The sequence below is a fragment of the Salinarchaeum sp. IM2453 genome, from assembly GCF_019693215.1.
Taxonomy (GTDB): Archaea; Halobacteriota; Halobacteria; order Halobacteriales; family Salinarchaeaceae; genus IM2453.
In genome coordinates, this window is sequence record NZ_CP081183.1 from 444806 (window position 1) to 469671 (window position 24866).

Genomic DNA, 24866 nt, shown 5'->3' on the forward strand with positions numbered 1-24866 from the left:
CGTCAGAACGGGTAGAAAGGAAAAAAGAGAACTCAGTTAGTTGTTGTCGTCGTCTTCGTCAACGTCTTCGAAGTCTGCATCAACATATTCTTCGTCATCATCACCAGCAACATCACCCATATCAGCACCTGCACCTGGGCCTGCTCCAGCACCCGGACCAGCGCCAGCACCAGCGGCACCAGCAGCGCCTGCACCAGCAGCACCTGCACCGGCACCGGCAGCTCCTTCAGCGGCACCTTGGTACATCTGCTTACCAATTTCCTGAAGTGCTTCAGTTAGGTCTTCAGTTGCAGATTCGATTTCTTCAAGCTCAGCATCTTCATCCTCGAGGACAGCTTCGACGTTTTCGATCTCAGCCTCAATATCTTCGATGAGATCAGCCTCGAGATCGTCTTCATTCTCATCAATCAGCGTCTCAGCACGGCGAACAGCTGACTCTGCCTCGTTACGTGCTTCAATTCGTTCACGACGACGCTGATCTTCTTCAGCATGTTCTTCGGCTTCTTGTTTCATCTCTTCAATTTCTTCATCGGAAAGGCCTGCACCGCCTTCGATCGTGATCGACTCTTCGGTTCCAGATCCTTTGTCTTCCGCGGAGACGTTGACAATACCGTTTTCGTCAAGTGCGAATGTAACTTCAATCTGCGGTGTTCCGGCTGGAGCCGGTGGAATACCCGTCAGCATGAACTCGCCGAGAAGCTCGTTCTCTTCAGCAATTTCTCGCTCGCCTTGGAAGACGCGAATCTGAACTGATGTCTGGTTGTCCTGCGCTGTTGTGAAGATCTTTGACTCTTCGGTTGGAATTGTCGTGTTACGCTCGATGAGGCGCTCGAAGAGACCGCCCTGCACTTCCACACCAAGGGAGAGTGGCGTAACATCAAGAAGGACAATGTCGTCAACATCGCCAGCAAGAACACCACCCTGAATTGCCGCACCAAGTGCGACTGCCTCGTCTGGGTTGACATTCTTCTGTGGTTCCTGGCCGGCGAGTTCTTCAACTTTTTCCTGAACCTGCGGCATTCGGGTTGACCCACCAACGAGGATCACTTCATCAACGTCGCTGGTATCATAGCCGGCATCCGAAAGTGCCTGTTCCGTTGGGCCAACGGTCCGTTCAATCAAGTCCTCGGTAAGAGACTCAAAGGTCGCTCGAGTGAGTGATTCCTCAAGGTGGACTGGGCCATCATCAGTAGCCGTAATGAATGGGAGGTTAATCTCCGTCTCCTTACGGCTTGAAAGCTCAATCTTGGCCTCCTCAGCGGCATCTTTCAGTCGCTGGAGTGCCTGTCGATCATCACGGAGGTCAATACCGTGTTCGTCTTCAAAGTTATCGGCGAGATAGTCGATGACTGCCTCGTCCCAGTCGTCGCCACCAAGGTCATTATCACCGTTTGTCGCAACAACCTCATAGACACCGCCACCGAGTTCAAGGACGGAAACGTCGAACGTTCCGCCACCAAGGTCATAAACAAGAACAGTCTGATCCTGTTCTTCATCCAGACCGTATGCCATTGAAGCAGCGGTAGGCTCGTTGACGATCCGTTCAACCTCAAAGCCAGCAATTTCGCCGGCATTTTGCGTTGCTTGCCGTTGCCGGTCGTTGAAGTACGCTGGAACAGTAATAACAGCTTTCTCAATCTCGTCGCCAAGATAGTCTTCAGCATCTCGCTTGATCTTCTGGAGGATCATCGCCGAGATCTCTTCTGGAGTATATTCACTATCATCGATCTCAACGGTATAATCCTCCTCACCCATGTGTCGCTTGATCGACTGAATTGTCCGTTCTGGATTCTGAACGGCCTGATTCTTCGCTGGTTTTCCGATTAGCCGCTCGCCATCGTCGGAGAATGCAACAGCCGATGGAGTAGTGCGGTCACCCTCACTATTGACAATAATTTCTGGGTCACCACCTTCCATAACCGCAAATGCGCTGTTCGTCGTTCCGAGATCGATGCCGAGAATCTTCTCACTTGCCATCTTAACAATACGTTAGTCATTCTTCCGTAAAAACGCTCCTATCCAATGGTATCAAGAGAATATCCCACATGAATTGATGGCAGTACGGGAGGCAAAAACAGGTTGTTGACGCGCGGTGTTATTCGCCGCTTTCGTCGCTTGAATCATCGGGTTCGCCAGTACTGACAGTAACCTGTGCAGGTCGAATAATATCATCTTCGCTGAGTTGGTAGCCGGGTTGGTACACGTCAACGACAGTTCCGGCTGGCTGATCAGCATCAACACGCATCATGACCTCATGGCGGTGAGGATCAGTGTCCTCGCCAGCATCCGGATTAATCTCAGTGACATCCTCAGCATCAAGCACGCGATCAAATGACTGAAGTGTCATACGGATACCTTCACGAATATCATCGATATCGTCATGATCGGCTTCAATAGCCCGTTCTAGGTCGTCACGAACCGACAGGAATCGGTCAATAAGCTCTTTGGTAACCCGTGTTTGAATCCGCTCTTGTTCGCGCTGTTGACGCTTCTTGTAGTTCTGGAAGTCTGCCTGTTTACGTTTGAGCTTTGATTGGAGCTCGTCAACCTCCTCTTCAAGCGACACAATTTCTTCGGCTTGGTCTTCGACGGTATCCTGGAGATTCTGAATCTGTGCATCTTGCTTATCAGTATATGTCCGAAGGTCAGCTGCTAACTCGTCATCATGTTCTTCGACTGCATCAGCAAGAATGTCAATATCAATTGTTGGCTCAGAGTCTAAATCAACCACTTCCTGATCGTCGCTCATGTTATCGTCAGTATGCTTTCTGCGCCTAAAAGAATTCAGAAATACAGACACAGAACAGGACAATTAGCTTGGTGATATCGGTCTGTTCGAGCTGTGGGAGACTCACATCCGGATAACATTGATACAAGACTGTGGGACAATAATTTGCATATTTCAACAAATGGTCATTGATTGGTGATGCAGTTAATGCAATTCAAGATCAACTATTCGGAGCAAGTGGAGATGATCCATTCGATGAGTTCGATGTCAACTATGCAACAACAGATCTGATTGTCGGTGAAGGGGAAGTTGAGATCGAAGCAGCAGGTGACTTTGATGGGATGGAAGACCTAGAACGGGAGTTCATCGGTACAGACACGCCAATGACTAGCGTGTTTCTACAGATGGGAAGTGATGTACAGATGTACATGCACCTAGATGGAGAGCCAGGTGCAATGGCGGAGGATTATGCCGGATGGTATGACGCTGACCAGACTGAAACATACGATCTTGAAGATCTTGAAGAGCAGTCACAGATGGATGAAGGAACCGTAGAGACGATGTTGTCGGACTTTACGATTGCAGATGCAGAATTTGAAGATGACGAAGTTACTGTCGAAGATGAAATTGAGGCAACAGCTACAATTGAAAACGCACAATCGTATGACGGCACGAAGGATGTTGAACTGATACTCGGAGATGAAACGGTTGCAAGCGAAGAACTGTCAGTTGACGCAGACGGTGAAGAAACTGTAACGTTAACTGCAGATGCTCCGGATGAAGCCGATGAATATACGTACACGGTCCAAACACCAGATGACAGCGTTGATCTGACCTTGACAGCTGATGATGACGATGGAATTCCTGGCTTCACACTTGGTGCCGCTGCAATTGCAACGCTGCTCGGAATCCTATTGCTCCGTCGTCGAGCAAAGGAAAATCGGTAGTAAGGGAAAGATCAGTCGTTCCCAAACGCTTCTTCGAACGTGGCCGGTAATTCGGCCAGTTCAATCCCCCAAGCGACAGGAAGCCACGTGAGGACAATAGCTAACACGAGGATGATCCCGAGGATATTGAGTCCAATTCCAACTTTTGCCATTTGTGGAATAGTAATATAACCACTACCGAAGACAATCGCATTTGGAGGCGTAGCAACCGGGAGCATAAACGCGAATGAGGCAGCAGTTGCAGCGCCAATCATCAATCCGTACGGGTGAACGCTAATTCCGATTGCGACGCCAGCAAGGATTGGCATCAGCATGGCTGTTGTTGCAGTATTCGACGTGACTTCGGTCAGGAAGACAGTCATCGTAACGACAACCAAGATAATGATAAGCATTCCAGTGCCTTCAAGCACTGAGAGCTGGTCGCCAATCCAGACTGCAAGACCGGTCTCACCGAACGCGTTCGCGATGGCAAGACCACCGCCGAACAGGAGGATAACACCCCATGGAATCTTTACAGCATGTGTCCAGTTTAATAGGAACGTATGGCCGCCATCACTGGTTTTGGTTGGAATGGTGAACAACACCATCGCACCACCGATTGCAACAATTGTGTCTGCATCATCAGGGATTGGGATTGCATCAAAGTCGATGCCGAGAAGCACAAAGCTTGCTTCATCGATTAGACTGACACCGATCCAAGAAACTGCCATCCCGGCAAACACAATAAGCACCATCAGTTCCTGTCTGGACATGTCTCCGAGTTCTTTGAGTTGTCGGTCAATCGTATCAATTCCGACAGGGAGGGATTCAAACTGTGGCTTCATAGCAAGTCGGGAAACATATACATACACCATTACAATGCCAACTGCAGCAATTGGGACCCCATAGAGCATCCATTCATAGAAAGAGATTGTTTCACCAAAGAGTTCGCCTGCTTGACCAGCGAAGATAATATTTGGTGGGGTGCCGATTAGTGTTGCAACACCGCCAACGGACGCGCCATATGCAATACAGAGCATAAGCGCGACACCAAAGCGGAACTCACCCGTTCCTGTTGGAATCGACATATCAGTTTGTTTGACCAGATCAGCGGTTTGATAAATAACTGCGAGTGCGATTGGAACCATCATCATTACCGTCGCCGTATTTGAGATCCACATTGAGAGGAATGCTGTTGCGAGCATGAAACCCAGAATAAGTCGTGAAGGAGTGGTTCCAACAGCCTTGATGATTCGTAGGGCAATACGGCGGTGTAACCCCCAGCGTTGCATTGCCATTGCCAAGAAGAACCCACCCATAAAGAGGAAGATCAGTGGATGAGCATACGAGGGCGTCGTTTCAGCAACAGGTAACGCCCCTGTTACTGGGAACAGAACGATCGGAAGAATACTCGTTGCTGGGATCGGGATCGCTTCAGACATCCACCATGCTGCAACCCACGCAGTGATGGCCGCCGTTGTCTGTGCTTCATATGCCAGGCCCTCGGGAGACGGGAACAGAAAAATCAACAGGAACAACGCTGGTCCGAGCACAAATCCAACTTTCTGTCGCGTATCATATTCGCCACCAACATCAAATGATGAGGTCTCATCGTCCTGTACTTCTGCCCGTTTCTCGTCCTCATCGTCATCACCACTGGAAGAACCACCAGACCCATCGGGGGAGCCGCCAGGGGATCCAGCCGAATTGTTGTCCATATTCGATGCAATCTCCGCTGGGTCTTTATCACGACCACCGTCAGCAAAGACCCGCTCAGCGACTTTGCGCTCCTCTTTTGAGACAATCGACAGATCATCGAGGATCGCCGGCGCATCAAATCGAAGGTACGCCTTCGTTTGGGCATGTAAGTACCATAGATACGCCCAAAACGCGGAGATATGTTCTTTCAGCGTCGTATAGTAGGTACGTGGATGCATCTGCTAATACTGACGGAAGAAAAACTTATAAATTCATCCGAAGTTCTTTTGTCAGCGAAATATAGCATAAGAAATATATTCCAAATATTCGGAGACGATAATGTTATTCTTCAGAGATTACCATCACAGGATAAGTACTATCCAGCAATACAGCTTGGGCCACGTTGCCAAAGATTACCTTCCCGATTGGAGACTGTCGGCGAGCACCCATGAAGATGCTATCACAGTCAATTTCCTCAGCAACGCTGAGAATTTCTTCTGCAGGGTCACCGGATCTGCCTTCAACAGAAGAGGAGATTCCAGCGTCGGCGAGTTTTTTATGTGCATGTTCGACTGCTGATGGAAGCGGTGGATCATCTAACTCTTCTTCAATTTCATCGGAATAGCCGCCTGCAATCCAGATGGTGTCAGGGACTTCTGACTCAAAGACGTGTAAGAGTGTGACCTCGATGTCATCAGGATCAACTGGAAGATCGAGGATAGCATCAACCTGCAGCGACGCTCGGCTCTCATTGGTATCAATCGGAACCAAAATATTGTACATACAGTTCGTAATCAGAGGAAACGAATAACAGTTGCTAACGGCCTCAATATGTGTAATATTTGTGGTACTGCAACACATGGATATCTACCGGCAGACAGAAGTTTTATCGAAACGGATAGGAACTATCCGGATGTACGCTATCAAACGTAGCGGGAACTGGAGATAAGCATGACATTACTTGTTCCATTTGACGGTACTGAACTTGCAGAAGCAGCATTGCAGCGGGCAGATGAGTTTTCCGACCTACTTGGGGAGGAAGTGATCGTTCTGTCGGTGGTGCCAAAAGATGCACAATATGCCCGTGGCCATGGCTGGCTTGATGTTAACGAAGAGTTTGATACGGATCTCGTCTGTACACGACTCGAAGAACAAGCCAAGGCCATTGCAACAGATATCACATTCCGTTGTGAGCATCCAGCGGATCGGGACGAACGAGCATCAATGACAACCAACGTAATTCGGACCATTCGTGATGTTGCCAGCGATATTGACCCATCGATTTTATTCATCGGTAGTGAAAACGCTGGACAGGTTGCAACCCCAATCACAAGCGTTGGATCGCCTGTTTCAGAAGATCCACGCTACGATGTGCATATTGTTCGGCATCCGGTTGCAGAAGACGAAGAATAGCAATTGCAATAGTCAACCGGTTTGGCGTTTGTTATTTTAGCTTACTCAGATCGAAATCACGGCGACGGCCCTTTGAGATCATCGACTGTAGTTCACCATGAACATATAAGCCAACGCCCAATAGGACACGCTCATCATCAATTTCAATGGCTGCAATAAGATATCCCCAGTCACCATCCCAGTCCAAGTTCTGATCATAGCCGGAAATAAACGCTGCAGCCTCGCCTGCAGAAAGTGTGATAACATTCTTGGATGCTAGATGACCGAATCGCTGTACTGCATCTGTCGTTGGCTTCCAATACTCAGAACGGGTCCGAAGGAACGTCATTCCGAGGCCTTCAATTGCGATTGGATCTGGCGCGTCACCGCGTGTAATCCAGATCTTACCACGACCACGCTCCCAGAACGAGAAGTCAGCGAATACGGATTGATCAATGTCAAATCGATCTTCCCACCACTCCAGTACTTCTTCACGAGTAGGACGGTCTGGATCAGTACGGTCAGCATCTGTCGCTGGAAGTCGATCAAAGCGTTGTCCGTCGTGCTCAGTCATGCTGTCACCTCCAGTGTGGCACAGAAAAAGCCACCAGTATCATTATGATGTGGGTAAATCCGGGCGGCCTGTTGGACAGCCGGATCATACTCTTGATCTTCCCATTCTGTAATCCCGTGTGTATGGTTAATTGGAAGTTCTTGCTCGACAATCCGACATGGCTCGTTGGCAAGAACATGATCAAGAACAGCTTCGTTTTCCTCTGGAGCGAAGGTACATGTTGAGTAAACAACGCGACCACCGGGACGGGTTGCCTGTACAGCACGGCGTAACACGCCTTTTTGCACACCAGCAATTCCGGTTACCTGATCAAGACTCCAATCATCAATCGCGTCAGGGTTCTTCCGAATAGTTCCCTCACATGAGCAAGGGACATCGACAAGAGCACTATCAAACTGCTCAAAGTCAAACGGCTTTAACGAGAAGTTCCGTGCATCAGAGTGTGTTACAGCGAGATTGGTAACACCAAGTCGCTCGGAATTAAAACGAAGTGCCGAGAGTCGACCAAGATTGTTATCATTAGCAACGACTCGGCCACGGTCGTCCATCAGTGCTGCCAGTTGTGTTGTCTTGCTTCCTGGAGCAGCACAGCTGTCAAAGACAACCGTTTCCGGGTCAGGATCAAGAACCTGTGCTGGAATTGCTGAGACTTCTTCTTGTCCGTGTGTCCAGCCAAGAAAAGATGGGAGGACTGATCCAGCACTAACGTCGGAAAGTCGGAACAGTCTGTTGTTCCAAGCAACCTGTTCGTATGTAATCTCCTGTTGATCCAAGACAGTTTGTACCTGCTGTGGTGTCGCTTTGATTGTGTTTGTTCTGATTACAGCAGGAAGTGGCCGGTTGCAGGCCTCCATAAACGCATCAAAGTCGTCGATAATCGATCGATACCGTTCGAGTGCCTCCATTGCCCAGAGTTAGCGGACCGGACCGTTTGTTGGTTTCGGCTTGTCGGAAGTTCGATTCGCAACGCTTATACAACTATCAACTGGTATATATCGATGAAGGGCGCGGGTAGTGTAGTGGTATCACGTGACCCTGCCACGGTCGCAACCCGGGTTCAAATCCCGGCCCGCGCACTTATTTTCCTATATATTCACCGACTCTGAGCGATAGCTACTATTCAATGAACTCATCATATGATTGAACCTGAAAACGAGGATGAAGACCATACCAGAGCAACACTCCAGTTGCTCCAAGAGTATTTGTGATCACATCCTCAATTAGGAAGTCAGTTCGATGAGGAACAAACATCTGGCCAGCTTCGAGGCCGGCACCGTATACTGAGGCCACAACAACCACGCTGATTGCTTTGTGCCAGCGTGGAATCTCCCACGGCTCAATTGCATATGCTACTGTGCAGGCAAGGACAAAATACGCGACAAAATGTCGCCAAGAGCTTAGCGGAATGATACCCGGATGAGTCTCATCAACAACGGTCTCAGGGACAGTAACAAGTGATGCATAGAAGATGAGTCCAGCAACGACAAAGACAGCAGCCCAGCGAATGGAAGCAGGCAACAATGGAATAGGCAACGTGATGCGAGACATGTCTGTGAATTCCTATAAGAGTAAAAAAGAGAAACAACGCCCGTATGTGTTACCATCGAAAGGGATGAGAACACGAGACCAACAGAGAAACGGCCTGTTCGTTATTCGACGGCCGGATCGTCAACGAGTTCAGCAAACGCGACATTTTCACGGACTTCTTCAACTTTAACAGTGACTTCATCACCTGGGCGAGCACCAGGAACGATGAGGACGTACCCTCGCTCGACTTTGGCGATACCATCCCCTTTGTCACCAAGCGATTCGATTGTAACGGTCCGGGTTTCGCCTTCCTCTACTGGTGGCGTCTGGTGTTGTTCCTCGCCTTCAGGAGCGGATGTTGCGTACTCAGGTGTCGATGCATCAGTCGTCGTGCGTGAAAGTAAGGCTACTTTGTACGTTTCAGCAGGTTCGACGGTCTCGTGTTCAATTTCGCTTTTTGGGATTTCAATGACATATCTATCATCTTCATCATGTTCCTCGACAGAGGCAGTAAATAAACTACGCAATGAATCCGGTATATCAACCATATACACAATGTTGTGCTCAACCAATGTAACTTATTCCCTTGGCGCATACCAGAACTGAGGCGTGAAAAATGGTACAGACAGGTTACCGCGAAAAGCTGTATGAACGTGAATTTCAAGGCCACAGAACTGGTGTAAGTAACTAGAGAATATCTATGGGGTCCGATGACAGTTCAGATGATGCCATGTCTCGATTCGAGGAGTTAAAACAACAATACGAAGAGGAAGGTGGATTTGAAGATGATGGTGAAGAGAACTCCGGCACGACAGAAGCGACAGAAACAGTAGAATCAACTGCGGATCCACCAACGCCATCGTCGAATACAGCACCATCTGCTTCTAGTACACAGGACACACCATCACCAACAGGAACATCATCACAGAGTAAATCACAAGAACAAACGCGGGAAACACAGCCAACGAAGACAGAGCAGACGCAGTCAGAGCAGTCATCGGACACAACAAAATCGGCAACACAGTCCAGCACGCCGACGGGCAGTATACAGCCATCTCGGCAGTCAGATCCAATACAACAGGAATCAGGATCATCGCAGCCAACCCAGCAACAATCAACAAACGCAGCGCCACAGTCAAACCAGCGCCAACAATCGACATCCCAGAGTCAACTAGAGCGTTCGAAGCAAACAAAACAAGATCAGACGACATCGGACACATCACGCTCATCGCAGCCCCCACAGACACAATCGACATCTACAACGACGACACGGGAACCGTCAAAATCGACAACACCAGAGAAAAGCTACGAGTCAATCGCAGAAACACGGCAACGAGCACAACAGCAGAACGATATTGAGTTTGCTGGACGCCCATATCTTAAGCAATTACCAGCTGATTTGCATGCAGAAGAGCGTATTATTGACTGGATGGGATACTTGATCGAGACTGGAGGCCGGGAGCGAACAGCACAGGCACTCGCGTATTATCGATCAATCGGCTGGATTGGTGAAGATGCAGAAGATGAACTACGCGAGTATTTGGAGATGTTTGACGAGCGGACAGGAACAGAAGAGCTCACGATGGACCATCACGCTCGAAGTTTAGAATATATTGCACAGTTAGCTGGCGGACGAATTATACAGTAACAGACAGTTGCATCCGGCGGTCGTGGACCCCTGTTTATATTTTCTTTTTCGTTTGTTGTTGTATGATCTCGAATACCCCGGGACAATTTCCGTGGTATTTACCTCAAGCCGTTGTAAACAATAGCAAAATACACAGGCAGTTCTCACCGAGTGAGAGACGGTGGCACAAAAGAGAAAGCTAAAGGGCTGTCTGGGTGAAAACACAATACATGAGTTCTCCGACAGTCGTCACGTGCGGACTTCCATACGCTAACGGAGATTTGCATATTGGGCATCTCCGCGGATATGTTAGTGCGGATGTCCTGCACCGAGCGCTCGAAAAGACGGGTGAGAAAACAGCGTATGTCTGTGGGTCAGACATGCATGGCACACCAATTGCGGTGAATGCAGCACAAGAAGGCATGTCTCCCAAGGAATTTGCATTGAATTATCACGAGCAGTATAAGGAGACATTCCCGAAGTTCGACGTTGATTTTAGCCATTATGGGCATACCCATGATGATGTAAATACCAGCACAACGCAGGAAATCGTCAAAATACTGGACGATGAAGGATACGTCTACGAGAAAGAGATCAAAGTAGCATTTGATCCAATCGAGGAGCAGCCGCTTCCAGACCGGTTTGTTGAAGGGACCTGTCCATACTGCGGTGCCACAGCCCGCGGTGATGAATGTGACGAAGGCTGTGGTCGACATCTTGAGCCAGGAGAGATTGAAGATCCAGTATCAACGATTACTGGCAATCCTGCTGAGTACCGGGACCGAACCCACAAGTTCTTCGAAGTCTCTGAGCTGAGTGATGTCTTGACATCGTTCCTCGATCAGCTGGAAGGAACCGATAATGCGCAGAATCAACCTCGACAGTGGATCGAGGAAGGGCTACAGGACTGGTGTATCACGCGTGATATGGACTGGGGGATTGACTATCCAGAAGAAGACACTGATCTTGTCCTATACGTCTGGGTGGATGCCCCGATTGAATACATTTCTGCGACAAAGCAGTATACCGAGAAAGTCGGAGAAGACGAGTACGACTGGCGTGATGTCTGGAAAGGAGATGGCGACATTATCCATGTGATTGGGCGAGACATTATCCAGCACCACACGATTTTCTGGCCATCAATGTTGCATGTCGCTGATTACAATCTCCCAAAAGCAATCTGTGCAACCGGATTTATTACAATCAACGGCAAGGGACTTTCGACAAGCCGGAATCGAGCAATCTGGGCACAGGAGTATCTCGATGAAGAACTGCACACAGATCTGCTTCGATACTATTTGACAACAAACGGTGGGCTACAACAAGATGTTGACTTCTCTTGGGAAAAATTCCAGAACCGTGTCAACGGTGAGTTGGTCGATACGCTCGGGAACTTCCTCTATCGGGCAATGCTGTTTGCACATCGGAACTACGAGGGCACGCCTGACACAGCGGTAAGTGATGAGGTCAGCAATCGCATTGAAACAGCCTGTGAAGACTTTGAAACGGCAGTTGATGAATATGATATCCGGCAGATCGGACAGGTTGCGGTTGAACTTGCAGGCTATGGAAATGAGTACATCCAGCGAAACGAGCCGTGGAACCTCGTTGATTCAGAACCAGATCAGGCAGCAACGGTCATTCGTGACTGTGTGCAGATTGCAAAGGCCGTCGCCGTGCTTGCAGCACCAACACTTCCACAGAAGGCACAGACCTTGTGGCAACAGCTTGGAGAATCTGGATCAGTCAGAGACGTTGGACTCGATGCAGCACTTGAAGCACCACCAGAAACGTTCAATGAACCGGTCGAGCTCTTTGCTGGCATCGAAGACGAGCGGGTCGAAGAGTTAGATGCAAAGCTACAAGAACGGGTTGCGACCGCTACGGATGATGAGAACGAATCAGAAGATACATCGACAGGAGACGACGAAGAACAAACAATGGCAGACGATATTGAACCAATCGCTGAGGAACGGATAAGCTTTGACGATTTCAAAGAGCTGGATATCCGTGTTGGACGAATCGAAACCGCAGAACCAATCGAAGGTGCTGATGAACTGCTTCGGCTGGAGGTCGACATCGGTACTGAAACACGACAGATTGTCGCTGGATTACGACAACTGCACGATGTTGATGAGTTGCCCGGAACAAAGATCATCGTCGTGGCAAACCTCGAAAAAGCAGAGCTATTTGGCGTCGAGTCAAACGGGATGCTCCTTGCAGCCGGTGAGCAGGCAGATCTGTTGACCACGTACGAAGACGCAGAGCCAGGCGAAAAGATTCAGTAACGCACGTTGTTTTTCCAGTAGTTTTGGAAACGACTTATAGGAGGCTATACACTAGTTTTAGATATGACAGACAATCCGGAGGGCACCGACGAGCAGTCGGCCCACGATGACGAGTCAGAGCAGTCGCTTGAATCAATTGTCAATCCACCGGATGATCCAGCAACGCAGTCTGAACACCGACAGGCACCGGTACAGTCTGAACAGAACCAATCAGAGACAAATGATACAGCAGAAGAACCACTGCAGGTTGGAGATGCTGTAGAGACAGCAGAAGACAGTGACAAAACCGACGAAGAGCCAGAGTTCCCGCGTCCGGACATTGAACCGGGTGATCCAAAGCTTGAGCACGTCATCTTTGTACTTCTTGGCGTATTGCTTACCCTCGGAGTTGTCTATCAGGCAGCAAATGTCTTCATTCTGTAGTGATATCAAAGAAGTGGATTGTTAGCCAACTGCTGGACATTGGATTTTGCGCTGGTGACGAGACACCATCACATGTATCCGTAGTCCTCAGGAGCCACCCGGGTTTGTTCTTGTTGATGCGCTTCAACTTGGGCAGCAAGTTGCTCATAGTGTTGCCGTGTCCGGTTAGCGAATGTCCGAAGATCACTGGTATCAATCGAGAAATCGTACAGATCAGCAACGCCCTCAACAAGCCGAAGTGTTGCTTCGCCATCGAGCGGCTGCCATGGGTGACGTAACTGTTACTGAATCCAGTAGTATTCGGCAATAAGCAGCAGTTTTCAGAAGCATACTCTCACCGTGAAGTGCTTATACAAGGCTAATGTATTGATAAGTAATGACCGAACGCGAAACGACCAACGTAAACATCGAACTCCCCCAAGAAGATTTCGAATTCCTCAAAGAATACAAAGACGAGATGGGCCTCACGTGGGAAGGTCTACTGAAAAACGGAACCCCATTCCCCGAATGGAAAAAGAAGCAGTACACTGACAACGAATAACAATGCCGCTCACCGAGCAATTTCACATCCCGGACGAATACCACAACGCCTGTAATCGAGTAACGACACTCGTCCAGACACATACCCAGCGATTGCTCGCTGACGAATACTGGACTGACGACCACCTCAACGCCATCAGTGACCACACCGGCCAGTCCTACACCTACATCCGCGACGACAACCACGACGCCTTCGAAGACGTCGAAGAATACGTCTACAGCCGATTCAAACGCTGCGTCTACCACCGCGTCACCCACATCCTCGACGCCCATACCGACGAGTATCAGGCCTTCCAGTTCGTGACCGACACGGTTGCCGAGCGCAAGATCCGACGCATCGGCTGGCACAGACTCCGCCAACGGCTGTTCGACGAAGACTCACCATACATCGAATGGCGCGTACTGGAGTCGGTCGTCGACCAACTCAACACCTACTACGACCGACACGGACGCTTCCCCGAAACATACACTGAACTGGTCGAGACGCCGAAACCGAACGGCACACTACCGTATGCACCGGACAAAGGCGACTACAACATCCACGAACTGACGGTCAAAAACGGAGAACTCTGCTTCGTGTTGAACACGCCGGACTCCCTCTCGCCGGACAGTTACCACGACTGGACGAAACACGAACTCCGCTTTCCGACCCATTCCCGATTTAACGAGATGCTCGACGCGGGAGACGTGAAAGCCCCAACACTTCACGCCTCCGAACACGGCTACACCATCGACGTACCCGTTGAGATTCCCGAGCAAACCTCTGAAACGGAAGACGGGAGGGTGTTGGCAGTTGATCTCGGCGTCAAAAAACAGGCGACTACGACTGTGCTTGACAGCGGGGACGGGACGCACGAGCAAGTTGCGCCGCCACAGTTCATCGACCATCCAGCGAAAGACAAACTGTTCCGGGTGAAAGCTGACGCCGAAGGGATTAACGACCGCCTTGCAGAACTCCGGCGACAGGGCAACGCACACACCGAACGGTTCGACCACTTGCTCAGTGAGTATCGCCAGACACGCCGGAAGGAACGGCGGTTGCGCGAGCAAATCCAACACAACGTGGCCAACCAGTTGGTGTGGTTCGCTGTCGAGAACGACTGTGAAACGATTGTGTTCGAGTCCCTCGGCCAGTTCGACGCAGGCGATACAAGTGAGGCAGTCGCGTGGTCGATTTCGTCGTGGGCACGAGGGGAATTGTTGGATTACGTCGAGTACAAGGCTGGTCTGCTTGGGATTGAGTTTACGACGGTGAATCCGTGGGGGACGAGTCGGTTCTGCCCCCGGTGTGGTGAGCGTGGTCGGACGGTAAACGCACCGAATGATCATACGGAGTGTCGTTACGGTGGACATTTCCACTGTCCGACGTGTGGGTATGAGTGTGATCGGGATGTGGTGGGTGCGGTGAACGTCGGGCGAAAGTACTTCTCCGAGTGTCAGATGGAGGAGGCGAACCCTGTTGAGTATATCTCGGCGGGGAATCACGCCAGTTTTCCATCGCCTTCGGAGGGTGCCCGTTCTGCTGGTGTTCAGTCCGCGACCGACAAACAGGATCAGGCGAGCGGTCGTCAGACCCACCTGTCTCAGCACTGTTCGTCGTCACTCACTGCGAAACGGCGGGAGGCAGTTATGGGTGGACTGCAGCAAAATCACGGTAGTAACACGGCCCAGCAGTGGGGCAGCGGGAGTATCACACAGTACGCCCTCGCCAGTACTACCGAATGTGGTTGAATACTCCCAAATACTACTGAAAATTAGAACGGTTTGCGCCAGTTGCCAGAACACCAACCCGCAGTGATGTGTTCATCGATCGAGAGATAAGGCTAGCATTAACACCAGTCAAAAATCCACCCGAAAGTGGAATCATTGAACTATCAGAATCCTGAAGCCGGGCTCGATGGTAATCTTCTGAAGCAACATATGCCAGTTTCTCAGAGGAGTTAAGAGATGGAATCGCCGTGAGAAGCGCCACTTCTTTGACACCCTCTGTATCAATCCAGTTGATAATATCACGACCAAACGGCTCAGAGAACTGAATCGGAATCGGCAATTCACTGAGCAAAATCGTGTAATCAAAGCCGGGCTTCGAAAACAGTCGGGTGTGATGATGTGGGCGGCCATCCTCGTAGGGAGTCACCGCAGGGATGCCCTCAACCTGAACATGGCCGGTCTCCTGTAGTCCTAGTCGCTCAATAATGTACTGATGAGCCGAGACAGCTGCCATCCCCGGGCCGGGAAAGGCTGCAAGGAGCGTTGAAGCCGGAGGTTCTGCAGTGTCGACATTGGTAGTGAATTCCACCGTCATAGGTCACAATATGCTACCAGCTAACAAATATGTTATTACATGTCAACCCTCATTCATTAGATAATGCTATAGTAATAGGACGAGGATGGCCTCAGGCTAGTTTGCCTGTCAACTATATCGGGACAAATCGGTCAAGAATTTCCGATTCCCGTGGTTACGAACGTCTTCGGTTTTCGGATGCCCCCGAGGCACGCTGTCTGTCTTGTCTGTAGAACATGGTATTCACTGCGCCGGTAATTTCAGATCATGAACAGAGTGAATGCCGATACCGAGCACTGAATGCAGACGAAGGGATCAAGCCCAGACAAGCGGAATCCACCAGACCGCAAATATCGAGATAACGAGAATCGCTGGGAGCGTCAAAATGAGTCCGATTTTGACCATTTGAGGAATGGTCAGGTATCCACTCGCGAAGACAATTGCATTTGGTGCGGTTGCAACTGGGAGCATAAACGCAAACGATGCCGCAAAAGCAGCCGTCGCCATCAACGTAAGTGGAGTTATCCCAAGAGCAAGGCCGATACTAAGCGTGATTGGCATGAAAAGAGACGCAGTTGCTGTATTAGAGGTTACATTTGTCAGCAGAATAACCGTTGTTGTCACAATTAGGACCATGACAGAGAGCTCGGTTATACCAAGTGAAGCGATAGCATCAGCAATGATACTATCTAAACCACTTTCCTGAAATCCACGAGCAATGGAAAATCCTGCCCCAAGCAACAGTAGGACACCCCACGGAACCCGGCTAGTGTATTCCCAGTCAAGCATCTGTTTACCGTTGACAGGGACGAGAAACACAAGAATACCACCAGCAATCGCAATCATAGCATCAGTAACCGGTAAGAATGGTTCAATGACAAATGGGCGAAGAATCCATCCAGCAGCAACAAGAGCAAATACAGTAAGGACACGTCGTTCGCCAGTCGTCATTGGGCCAAGTGCCTCAAGTTGCTTAGCAACAACATCACTGCGTCCTGGTTGCCGATCGATTGTTGGTTGCAGAACGATGATAAGAATGCCCCATGTGATGATAAGGAAAACAGCAGCAAGTGGAACGCCAACGAGCATCCACTCAAGAAATCCGATATCGACACCGAGGTTTGGATTCAGCGACACCTGCCAGCACAGCGTTTGGAGGACTGCCAATGAGTGTTGCTGATCCACCAATCGAAGCGCCGTAAGCGATGGCAAGCATAAGTGCAAGACCAAAGGCAGTATTCGGAAGTTCAGTAGGATCTTCTTTGATTGACTGCAATAGTTCCCCTTCAACATCAAGAGGATCATTTGGCTCTTTGATGTCTTCGCGGTCGAGCGGTGGGATGCGACGGCCACCAACAGCAGTAAGTTCAACGATAACAGCGGCACCAATTGGCACCATCATCATCGCTGTTGCAGTATTTGAGATCCACATTGAGAGGAATGCTGTTGCAATCATAAAACCAAACACAAGTGCCCGACCACTGGTTCCAACCGCAGAAATAACAAGTAAGGACAAGCGATGGTGGAGATTCCAGCGCTCAATGGCAAGGGCAAGCAAGAAGCCTCCAAGCAACAAGAAGACAATCGGATCGGCATACGGTGCTGTTGTAGTTCCAATCGACATGACACCGGTCGCCGGAAAGAGAACAACCGGAAGCAGTGAGGTGACAGGGATTGGAATCGCTTCTGAAACCCACCAAATAACAACCCATGTGGTACTTGCAAGTGCTGCGGTCGCCGCTGGATCGAGTCCAAATGGTTCACCAAGATAGATAGCAGCGAAAAACACAGGGCCAGCAACAAGTCCAACCGACTTTCGCGTGACCGAGATTCCTAACTGAGAACGGTTCACTGACATAGAACTCAGTAATGAAATACTATTCTTGTAAACACTAAACAAGTACTGTCAGTTCAATATGTGATCACCGAGTGCAGTGTATGATCAATCGAGGTGCGATAATACCGGTTACAGACCCCAGATAACAGCAATCCCGGCCGTTGCAACAAGTGCAAGAAGAATCTGTAGCGGCCCGCCAACACGGAGGAAGTCTGTGAACTGATATCCGCCGGGACTGTAAACCATCAAGTTTGTTTGATAGCCAATTGGCGTCATAAACGACATTGCTGATGCAAACATGATCACCAGCAAAAAGGCCAGTTCATTTGCACCAAGCTGGACAGCTGCATCAACTGCAACTGGGATCATCAACACAATCGTTGCAACGGGTGTGATTGCACTGGCAAGTAATCCAGTAACGAAATAAAACAACAATGCAACGCCAAACAGCGGAAGAACATCAGCTGTTGTGATGATAAGCTCAGCAAGGAATGCAGCTCCACCGGTTTGTTCCATGGCGATCCCGAGTGGGATCACACCAGCAAGTAAGAAGATAATATTCCATGAAACAGCGTTGTACGCTTCAGAGGGTGACAGACAACCAGTGACCACCATCAAGAATACACCACCAAGTGCAGCGACAGCAATTGGAAGAAAGTCCAGTGCTGCGACAAGGACAACACCGGCCAGAATCATTACTGAAATCGGGGTTTTTGCTGATAATTGGGTTATCTGCTGTTGTTGTTGCTTAATCGCCTGATAAATGGCGTCATCCCCGATGATAATCAGTTTCTCGGACTCAGTCAAGTACTGAATATCTCCCTCAGTACTCTGAAGTAATAGCAAGTCGCCGGATTGAATCTCAACATCTCGGAGATTAGTCTGAATAAGGCGGCCACCCCGACGGACAGCCAGAACAGTTGTTCGGTGAAATTCCTGTAATCGAGCGTCACGTAGCTCCGATCCAGCCAGCGAAGAACCCTCTGGAACGATGCCTTTGACCAGCGTTTTACTCGACGTGGGACTCGTAAAGAGGTCATCGGTAATACGGCGATGGCTCAGTTGGCGAAGAGATTGGGTTTCCTCAAGTTCGGTCACCGCAGCTGGTGGACCATGTACAATGAGAATATCTCCACGTTCGATTATTTGCTCGGCATCGGAGGGGCCGAAAATGTCTCTCCCTTTTCGGACCTGAAGAATCGTCACAGGGTCAGGTAGTGCGTCATCCAGCTCAGCAATCGTCATATCAATAACCGGCGACTCTTCACGGACCCTGTATCGAGTTAAATAATTCTCCAAGCTAAATTCATCAACCAGTTCAGCGTCAACAGGAATACGGGCTGGAGTCAATCGCCAGCCGACTGTGACAAGGTATACGAGTCCAACAGCAAGAGTGACTACACCGAGAATTGTAAACTCAAACATTCCTAACGGACCTCGGTCAAACTGGTCAAGAGCAACAATAAACTCACTTGCCAAAAGATTCGTACTGGTTCCAATGAGTGTCAATGTGCCACCCAGAATAGCAGCATACGAGAGTGGCATAAGCAGTTTTGACGGAGACATCCCGATTTGCTTTGCAAGATCCGTGATCATCGGAATAAACACTGCAACAACAGGCGTGTTGTTAATAAACCCAGCAATAGGTCCGGTGGTGCCGACGGTTGCAGCGAGGGCCCGCCGATCATTGCCGCGGCTAAATTCGGCAAGGTAAATGCCAAGCCGCTGTACAAGCCCGGTCTTTTGGATACCAGCACTCAGCATGTACATGGCAAGAATAGTTATTGTCGCTGGATTAGCGAAACCGGAGATCGCGTCTCGAGGGGTAACCTGTGTCCATGGCTCAAGGATAACAAGAGCAACAATGATACCGATGGCAGTGGTATCGTTTGGAATAACTTCCGACACAAAGAGAATCAGCGCAATAGCAATCAGTGCAAAAACAACCAGAATATCCATCGAAAGGTCGGAAAATACCATATCTATGTCAAATTGATGAATCTATTTGAGTGTTTCTTGGTAACATAAGCCGCTTATTAGCAGATATGAACAAGACAGTATTAAAGGATCACGTGAATACAACAGTTAGATTGGTCGTTGGAGTGCTTGGCTGGGGAGTGTATCACTGGCGACAGACAAATCAAGTAGTAAAATGACGGGCGATGGCTTAGATATCAATCAAATAATATATAAGATTAATCGTACGGAGCCATAATAGGACAATAATGGTGTTGGAGAATCTCCCGCTGATACTTGTCTTGGCGGGCATCGTGCTGATGGTGCTTGAAGCGCTTGCGCCGGGAGCGAATTTTATCGTTGTCGGAGTAGCTGTGCTTGCTGCCGGGCTTGTTGGGTTACTCGTTGGGTCGGCGGGATTACTCACTGGCGGTGCATTGGTGGCATTGCTTGCTGCCCTGACGATTATATTCGGAAGTGTTGCCTTGTACGTGTATCGTGAATTCGAATTCTACGATGGAGGTGATTCCGGGGCAACGTCTGATTCTGCATCTTTACGGGGTAAGACCGGGCGAGTAACTGAGCGGGTGACCGAAACGGATGGTCGCGTAAAGCTTGATGAAGGCGGCTTCAGTCCAGTCTATCAGGCCCGGGCAATCGATGGTGAGATTCCAGAAGGAGAGCGAGTGTTTGTTGTGGACCCGGGGGGCGGAAACGTGTTGACAGTAGAGTCACTTGGTGCAATTGAACGAGATGAAATTGATCGGGCTCTAGAGCAGGAAGAAGAATCTGAGTATGAAACAAATTGACAGAGTACTGCTCTATAGATTGGCATCCTTCTGACGTTATATGCACAAAGTTTCTCTGTCAACTGCCCCGCGCCATCGTGCGCGGGGCTTGTCAGTGAACTCGACCTCGAACCCCAAAACAGGGTGAGCCAGTGTATCTGGCTACCTCGGCGTCCTTGCTCCTGACTTCAGGGCGTATTGACTGACGCTCCTCCGACCGGACGGCTGATGGCCCCGCCGGAGATACAACTCCGCTATGTTCTTCGCGGCGTTATAATCCCCATGATTCGACTTCCCACACGACCGACACTCGAACTGTCCAGCGTGCCGGTTGGCTTCGTGGCAGGCAAGCGTAGCGTGCTGATCGCCTAACTCGGTTTCCTGCTTGAGTTCTTGTTTCGTGAGGTGTCTCACGTCGGACTTGGTATGACACTCGTTCCACGCAAGAGTGCTGGCGATGTTGCAGCCGTCGAGCCACTCCCCGATTGTGTGAAAAAGCAGTTGCTCATCCTCGTCACTACGAAGGGTGAGGCGAGTGATGAGCGTTCGACGATGATACTCGTCCGACGCCATATCTTCAACAAAGTACCATTGGCTGATGAGGGTTAGGGTTGGGCGTCGGCTTCAACCCTGTCCACGGTGGGACGGGGAATCCGCCTCGCTACCTATTTGAATTCTCATGATAAAATCAGTAAAGCAATAATTGGTTATTCGACTGGCTTGGGAGGATCAATGTCAGCCTCAAGATGGGAGAAAACGTCTTCGATACCCATTGTTGCACCTTCATCATCACTGGTATCAGCTACTGTTTGCATAACCGCGTCTTCAAGTTGATCAAGCCGTTCGGTTACGCGCTCTAAGTTTAGAATTCGAGGCGACAATGACAGATACGTCGTTCCGTTCTGTTCGTATCGATCGTTGTTTGTCATTACTGGGAGACGCGGTTCGTCTGCAGTATCGGCCTCTGTCTTCGCTTCCTCTACGTTGAGATCACCGAGACCAGCAACAGTAACAGGCGTCTTAAGATCCAGTGTTCCACCGACAGCAATTTGTGGAAGAATCGTTGTTGTGTCGTCTAAGATAGTATCTCCTTCGCTTCGAACGGTATAGCAAACCGTATCCTCAACCGTCAGCTCTCGGTCTGCGGTCACAATCCCAAGGACGACGGAGTTTTCGAGGATCACATTCATTCCGACAACATTCCCACGAATGATACAGTTGGTGAGCCGCACACGCTTGCCGGTAACTGTGCCTGCAACACGGGTAGATTTGGCGTGAACACGACCTGGCGAGCCAACCTCTCCGGTGACCCGTCCATTAGTCAGTTCAACAGCTTCAGACGCCATGACCGATCCTTCAACGGTGGCCTCATCAGATATTTCGACAGTCTCGCCGTAGATACTACCGTGTACTGTTGCCCCGTCATAGACACGGACCGGACGATCAATTTCGGCTTGTGTTGTTGGAATGATCTTCCCATCGTAAGTCTCGCCATCGTTTACGATTGCTCTGGTGGGTTCGATATCCGCCATCATTCCTCACCCCTGGCGGTTCGGACTGGAATATCTCCTCCCTCAGGAACGGCTTCTGTTACAGCAGATTCGTATGATAGACCAAGAAGGGATTCGTCTCCATGTTTGGATGCCGTTTCTTCTATTGTTGTCTTTCTGAGAACCGTCTCAGGTGTGTAATGTTCGGGGTCATGAGTATCGCCAATATCCTCATCGATCCCTTCAACGGGAGACAGCGACACAGAATACCACTCATTTGTGTCTTCTGCGGATAGTTTTGATGGGACAACTGTTGTCCGCTCTGTGACACCATCGATTTCGTATTCGACGACATAATAGCAGAGTTGTAGCGGTTCTGGCGTATCAACATCAATCGGAGAAGAATCAGGATCAAAGCGGTGCTTGTCAATTTTGTTTAGAATGTCTTCTTTTCGTTTGACATAGTTGTTGATATCTTCAGCAACCGATTGGGCTGTCTCACGGAGTTGTTCGTTTCGTTCTTTCCGAACAGTTTCGTTATGGGATTGCAGGAGATCCCATGTGTCGGTTACCTGTTGAGTAAATGGATCTTCGATGCCGTCCTCAAACTCCTGTTCGTTGATTTCAAAGATATGTGAGCCAAGATTTCGAACTCGTTGTTGTGCCTTCTCGTCAAGTTCGTCGTGTTTGCGTTGATACCGGTTCTCGATCTGTTCAAGCGTTTCTTCTAATTCTGTTTTTTCCGATGATAGCTGCTCTCGTTCAGCTTCAATTTGTGGCTCGACAGACTGGACCTCCATCATGTGCTCCATCAACTTGAGCTCGGCTTGGGCTTGCGTGTTATCGTCGATCGCGTTTTGAATAGCTTCAGTTCCCTTCTCGATTACCTCAGGGATCTTTTTTACAGTCCCGTGGAGTGATTCAATCGCTTCTAGAATGTTACTAAGAGTTTGCAGAATCTGTTTTTGATACTCTTGGAGATCCTCATTCCCAGACATTACCGACCACCTCCATCAGTTCGTGCCGAAACACCGATCAGCCTGTCTTTCTTCATTTTTGTTCGGTTAATGAGCCCTGAGGCAGACACTCGTCCTCGTGTCTTTAACATCCAGTTTTCACGATGTTGCCGTTTCTCCATCGACATCTCAGCTTCGTGTTGTTGTGCGTTTTGTGCTAGTACCGCCTGTGTAGCCTCGGCCTCTAACTGTTGTTGCGCGGCGAGTATCTCCGCGTCTCGCTGTCGTTGCTCCAACCGCATGAGTTCAGCCTTCTCTTTTGCAGCCTGCTCGGCTTCTTCAAGTCGTTTTTGCTGTTTATGTTGTGTCTGTTCCAACACTTCTTGTGTCTTTTTGTCAATCTCTGCAAAGCTATCTTGAACATCGCGCCGGAATTCTTCTTTTCGCTCTTTTCCGAGCCGCTCATATCGTACCATTAGTGAGCTTATCTGTTCAACAGTACCTCGGGCTGCCTTTGCCTGTGTCTTGAGATCTCGAATTCGCGAGCGCAGGTCCTTGATACGGTCTGTGGCTGATCTTATTTCTTCCCTGCGCTCTTCAAATTCTCGCTCTTGGAGTTCTTGCTTTTGATCTTCAATCTTCTCGTATATCCTCCGGCGTTCATCGTCTTTTTCGATCCATAGTTGATCACAGACGGGTGTCACTACGTCGTCTTTGAGGCGGTGGCGTGGCACGGTATCACCCATGTCGTGATAGCTGCGACATGTTTCACAGTACCATTCACCGGCTTCTGGGTCAGAGATTGTGACTTCCGACTCGATGTCGTCCTCTAAGCAACTTGGGCAATAAAAGTTGTAACTGACAATTCCAAATGCATCTGCAGCCATCGTGATATGATCATTCAACAACTCGATTGCTGTCTGTTGCATCCCTGAGAGGTCATCGACGAGTTGTTGACTCTTCTGTGATATCTGTCTAAGCTTGGCGTCATCTTCGTCAGTAGCGCTAATCCGTTGCAGTGTTGACAGGGATTCGACATCGGACCGGGCCTCATCGAGTTCGATGTCGACAGGTGAGTTGTATGAGTTTTGTTCAATATCGGCGAGCGCAGTGATTTCTGAAATTCCCGTTGACTGTGGAGCATCTGTCTGCATGATTGGCATCTCGCGTGTGTGCTGTTCTGCAGCGTTAATCTCGGACTGAACCTGTTCCAGCGTATCGGTGACGTTCTGTTCGACATTCGTATCAGATGGCATTACAACAGGGAAGTCATCAGGCGAATCGAGTTGCGCCGCTGCCCGGTCAATTACCTCAGTGTCGGTTATCTGATCGACTTCAAATGTCGTATCGTCGATTGTTTTGTTTGCATCATACAGCACGATGCCTTTGTTATCGGGGATGCCATAGACCGTCCAGTGCGCTTTATCAATCCCTTTAATTGTGACATCAGGGTCTTGGGTGGATGCATATCCATACCCGATCATGCCAGCGGCAACGCCACCAACAAGTATCAGTAATGCAACCGTCCCCCCAACGCCTGTCACCAGCATACCTCCCCCAATGATGATGCCGATTCCAACTGCGGCTACAGCGCGGGTGATAATCTTCTTTTGCTTGTCAAGGTACTCCGATATTGGATCCGACACTGCTTCTAAAACCGCTATTGAAAGGGCACGGTCTTCGTCTACTGGTGATGACCCATCAAACACAACATCATCCACTCGCATGTGTATCCCCCCGGTTTTCGGCTTTAATCTGTGTTTTTGATCCCCCCTCATACTCTTGTGTGGTCATTGCTACCAACATTTGTACGAGTAACATAACTCATCGAT

24 protein-coding genes and 1 tRNA gene are annotated in these 24866 nt (G+C 49.5%); 10 read left to right on the plus strand and 15 right to left on the minus strand.

Features of this window, described 5'->3' with window-relative positions:
• Positions 1-36 precede the first annotated feature (36 nt).
• Together dnaK and grpE are read right to left on the minus strand one after the other, a co-directional pair.
• Positions 37-1977 carry a molecular chaperone DnaK gene (dnaK, locus tag K0C01_RS02195; RefSeq protein ID WP_221170439.1) on the minus strand — a complete coding sequence of 647 codons (1941 nt, stop codon included), beginning with the start codon at positions 1975-1977 and terminating at the stop codon, positions 37-39.
• A 118-nt stretch (positions 1978-2095) separates the two neighbouring features.
• Positions 2096-2749, minus strand: a complete 654-nt coding sequence (gene grpE, locus K0C01_RS02200) for a nucleotide exchange factor GrpE (RefSeq protein WP_221170440.1) — start codon at positions 2747-2749, stop codon at positions 2096-2098.
• A 167-nt stretch (positions 2750-2916) separates the two neighbouring features.
• Here grpE and K0C01_RS02205 point away from each other — a divergent pair, with 167 nt between their 5' ends.
• On the plus strand, positions 2917-3675 hold the full coding sequence (locus K0C01_RS02205; protein WP_221170441.1) for a hypothetical protein: 759 nt from the start codon (positions 2917-2919) through the stop codon (positions 3673-3675).
• 11 nt (positions 3676-3686) lie between these two features.
• Here K0C01_RS02205 and K0C01_RS02210 read toward each other — a convergent pair whose 3' ends face one another.
• Positions 3687-5591, minus strand: a complete 1905-nt coding sequence (locus tag K0C01_RS02210; RefSeq protein ID WP_221170442.1) for an SLC13 family permease — start codon at positions 5589-5591, stop codon at positions 3687-3689.
• Between the two features lie 103 nt (positions 5592-5694).
• On the minus strand, positions 5695-6135 hold the full coding sequence (locus K0C01_RS02215) for a universal stress protein (protein ID WP_221170443.1): 441 nt from the start codon (positions 6133-6135) through the stop codon (positions 5695-5697).
• Between the two features lie 168 nt (positions 6136-6303).
• Between K0C01_RS02215 and K0C01_RS02220 the strand changes: the two genes are divergently transcribed.
• Complete coding sequence (locus K0C01_RS02220; protein WP_221170444.1) at positions 6304-6765, plus strand: universal stress protein; 462 nt, start codon at positions 6304-6306, stop codon at positions 6763-6765.
• 31 nt (positions 6766-6796) lie between these two features.
• On the opposite strand, the gene K0C01_RS02225 is transcribed toward K0C01_RS02220, so the two are convergent.
• The gene (locus tag K0C01_RS02225; RefSeq protein WP_221170445.1) at positions 6797-7318 is read right to left on the minus strand and encodes a DUF7122 family protein; all 522 of its coding nucleotides are present in this window, start codon (positions 7316-7318) and stop codon (positions 6797-6799) included.
• Positions 7315-8223: an RsmB/NOP family class I SAM-dependent RNA methyltransferase gene (locus K0C01_RS02230; protein WP_221170446.1), complete on the minus strand. Its 909-nt coding sequence runs from the start codon at positions 8221-8223 to the stop codon at positions 7315-7317. The genes K0C01_RS02225 and K0C01_RS02230 overlap by 4 nt, the downstream gene beginning before the upstream one ends.
• A gap of 100 nt (positions 8224-8323) precedes the next feature.
• Here K0C01_RS02230 and K0C01_RS02235 point away from each other — a divergent pair.
• Positions 8324-8394: transfer RNA gene (locus K0C01_RS02235), tRNA-Gly, on the plus strand.
• 40 nt (positions 8395-8434) lie between these two features.
• Here the strand turns inward: K0C01_RS02235 and K0C01_RS02240 are convergent.
• Entirely contained in the window at positions 8435-8866 is a 432-nt protein-coding gene (locus tag K0C01_RS02240) for a VanZ family protein (protein ID WP_221170447.1), read from the minus strand.
• 101 nt (positions 8867-8967) lie between these two features.
• Positions 8968-9393 (minus strand): TRAM domain-containing protein, encoded by a 426-nt coding sequence (locus K0C01_RS02245; protein ID WP_221170448.1) that lies wholly within the window; start codon positions 9391-9393, stop codon positions 8968-8970.
• Positions 9394-9545: 152 nt separating this feature from the next.
• Between K0C01_RS02245 and K0C01_RS02250 the strand changes: the two genes are divergently transcribed.
• From K0C01_RS02250 to K0C01_RS02270, 5 genes are all read left to right on the plus strand, one after another.
• Complete coding sequence (locus tag K0C01_RS02250) at positions 9546-10493, plus strand: FlaD/FlaE family flagellar protein (protein ID WP_221170449.1); 948 nt, start codon at positions 9546-9548, stop codon at positions 10491-10493.
• Positions 10494-10702: 209 nt separating this feature from the next.
• Positions 10703-12760 (plus strand): methionine--tRNA ligase, encoded by a 2058-nt coding sequence (metG, locus tag K0C01_RS02255; RefSeq protein WP_221170450.1) that lies wholly within the window; start codon positions 10703-10705, stop codon positions 12758-12760.
• Between the two features lie 63 nt (positions 12761-12823).
• Positions 12824-13183, plus strand: coding sequence for a DUF7312 domain-containing protein (locus tag K0C01_RS02260; RefSeq protein WP_221170451.1), 360 nt, complete (start codon positions 12824-12826; stop codon positions 13181-13183).
• 376 nt (positions 13184-13559) lie between these two features.
• Complete coding sequence (locus K0C01_RS02265; RefSeq protein WP_221170452.1) at positions 13560-13724, plus strand: hypothetical protein; 165 nt, start codon at positions 13560-13562, stop codon at positions 13722-13724.
• 299 nt (positions 13725-14023) lie between these two features.
• The gene (locus tag K0C01_RS02270) at positions 14024-15454 is read left to right on the plus strand and encodes an RNA-guided endonuclease InsQ/TnpB family protein (RefSeq protein WP_255568351.1); all 1431 of its coding nucleotides are present in this window, start codon (positions 14024-14026) and stop codon (positions 15452-15454) included.
• A 13-nt stretch (positions 15455-15467) separates the two neighbouring features.
• Here the strand turns inward: K0C01_RS02270 and K0C01_RS02275 are convergent, their stop codons facing one another.
• The 4 genes from K0C01_RS02275 to K0C01_RS02290 all read right to left on the minus strand — a co-directional run bounded on the left by K0C01_RS02275 (position 15468) and on the right by K0C01_RS02290 (position 19824).
• A complete protein-coding gene (locus tag K0C01_RS02275; protein WP_221170454.1) occupies positions 15468-16028 on the minus strand; it encodes a proteasome assembly chaperone family protein in 561 nt (186 codons plus the stop codon).
• A 294-nt stretch (positions 16029-16322) separates the two neighbouring features.
• Positions 16323-17144, minus strand: a complete 822-nt coding sequence (locus tag K0C01_RS02280) for an SLC13 family permease (protein ID WP_221170455.1) — start codon at positions 17142-17144, stop codon at positions 16323-16325.
• On the minus strand, positions 17101-17865 hold the full coding sequence (locus K0C01_RS02285) for an SLC13 family permease (protein WP_221170456.1): 765 nt from the start codon (positions 17863-17865) through the stop codon (positions 17101-17103). Before K0C01_RS02285 ends, K0C01_RS02280 begins: the two co-directional genes overlap by 44 nt.
• Positions 17866-17973: 108 nt before the next feature.
• The gene (locus K0C01_RS02290) at positions 17974-19824 is read right to left on the minus strand and encodes an SLC13 family permease (RefSeq protein ID WP_221170457.1); all 1851 of its coding nucleotides are present in this window, start codon (positions 19822-19824) and stop codon (positions 17974-17976) included.
• 245 nt (positions 19825-20069) lie between these two features.
• Here K0C01_RS02290 and K0C01_RS02295 point away from each other — a divergent pair, with 245 nt between their 5' ends.
• Positions 20070-20609, plus strand: a complete 540-nt coding sequence (locus K0C01_RS02295) for an NfeD family protein (RefSeq protein WP_221170458.1) — start codon at positions 20070-20072, stop codon at positions 20607-20609.
• Positions 20610-21014: 405 nt separating this feature from the next.
• Complete coding sequence (locus K0C01_RS02300; RefSeq protein ID WP_221170459.1) at positions 21015-21197, plus strand: hypothetical protein; 183 nt, start codon at positions 21015-21017, stop codon at positions 21195-21197.
• A gap of 98 nt (positions 21198-21295) precedes the next feature.
• Here the strand turns inward: K0C01_RS02300 and K0C01_RS02305 are convergent, their stop codons facing one another.
• The 3 genes from K0C01_RS02305 to K0C01_RS02315 are packed head-to-tail and all read right to left on the minus strand — an operon-like array spanning position 21296 to position 24761.
• Positions 21296-22123: a bactofilin family protein gene (locus tag K0C01_RS02305; RefSeq protein ID WP_221170460.1), complete on the minus strand. Its 828-nt coding sequence runs from the start codon at positions 22121-22123 to the stop codon at positions 21296-21298.
• Positions 22120-23076, minus strand: a complete 957-nt coding sequence (locus K0C01_RS02310) for a hypothetical protein (protein ID WP_221170461.1) — start codon at positions 23074-23076, stop codon at positions 22120-22122. Before K0C01_RS02310 ends, K0C01_RS02305 begins: the two co-directional genes overlap by 4 nt.
• Complete coding sequence (locus K0C01_RS02315) at positions 23076-24761, minus strand: hypothetical protein (RefSeq protein WP_221170462.1); 1686 nt, start codon at positions 24759-24761, stop codon at positions 23076-23078. The genes K0C01_RS02310 and K0C01_RS02315 overlap by 1 nt, the downstream gene beginning before the upstream one ends.
• Positions 24762-24866 lie beyond the last annotated feature (105 nt).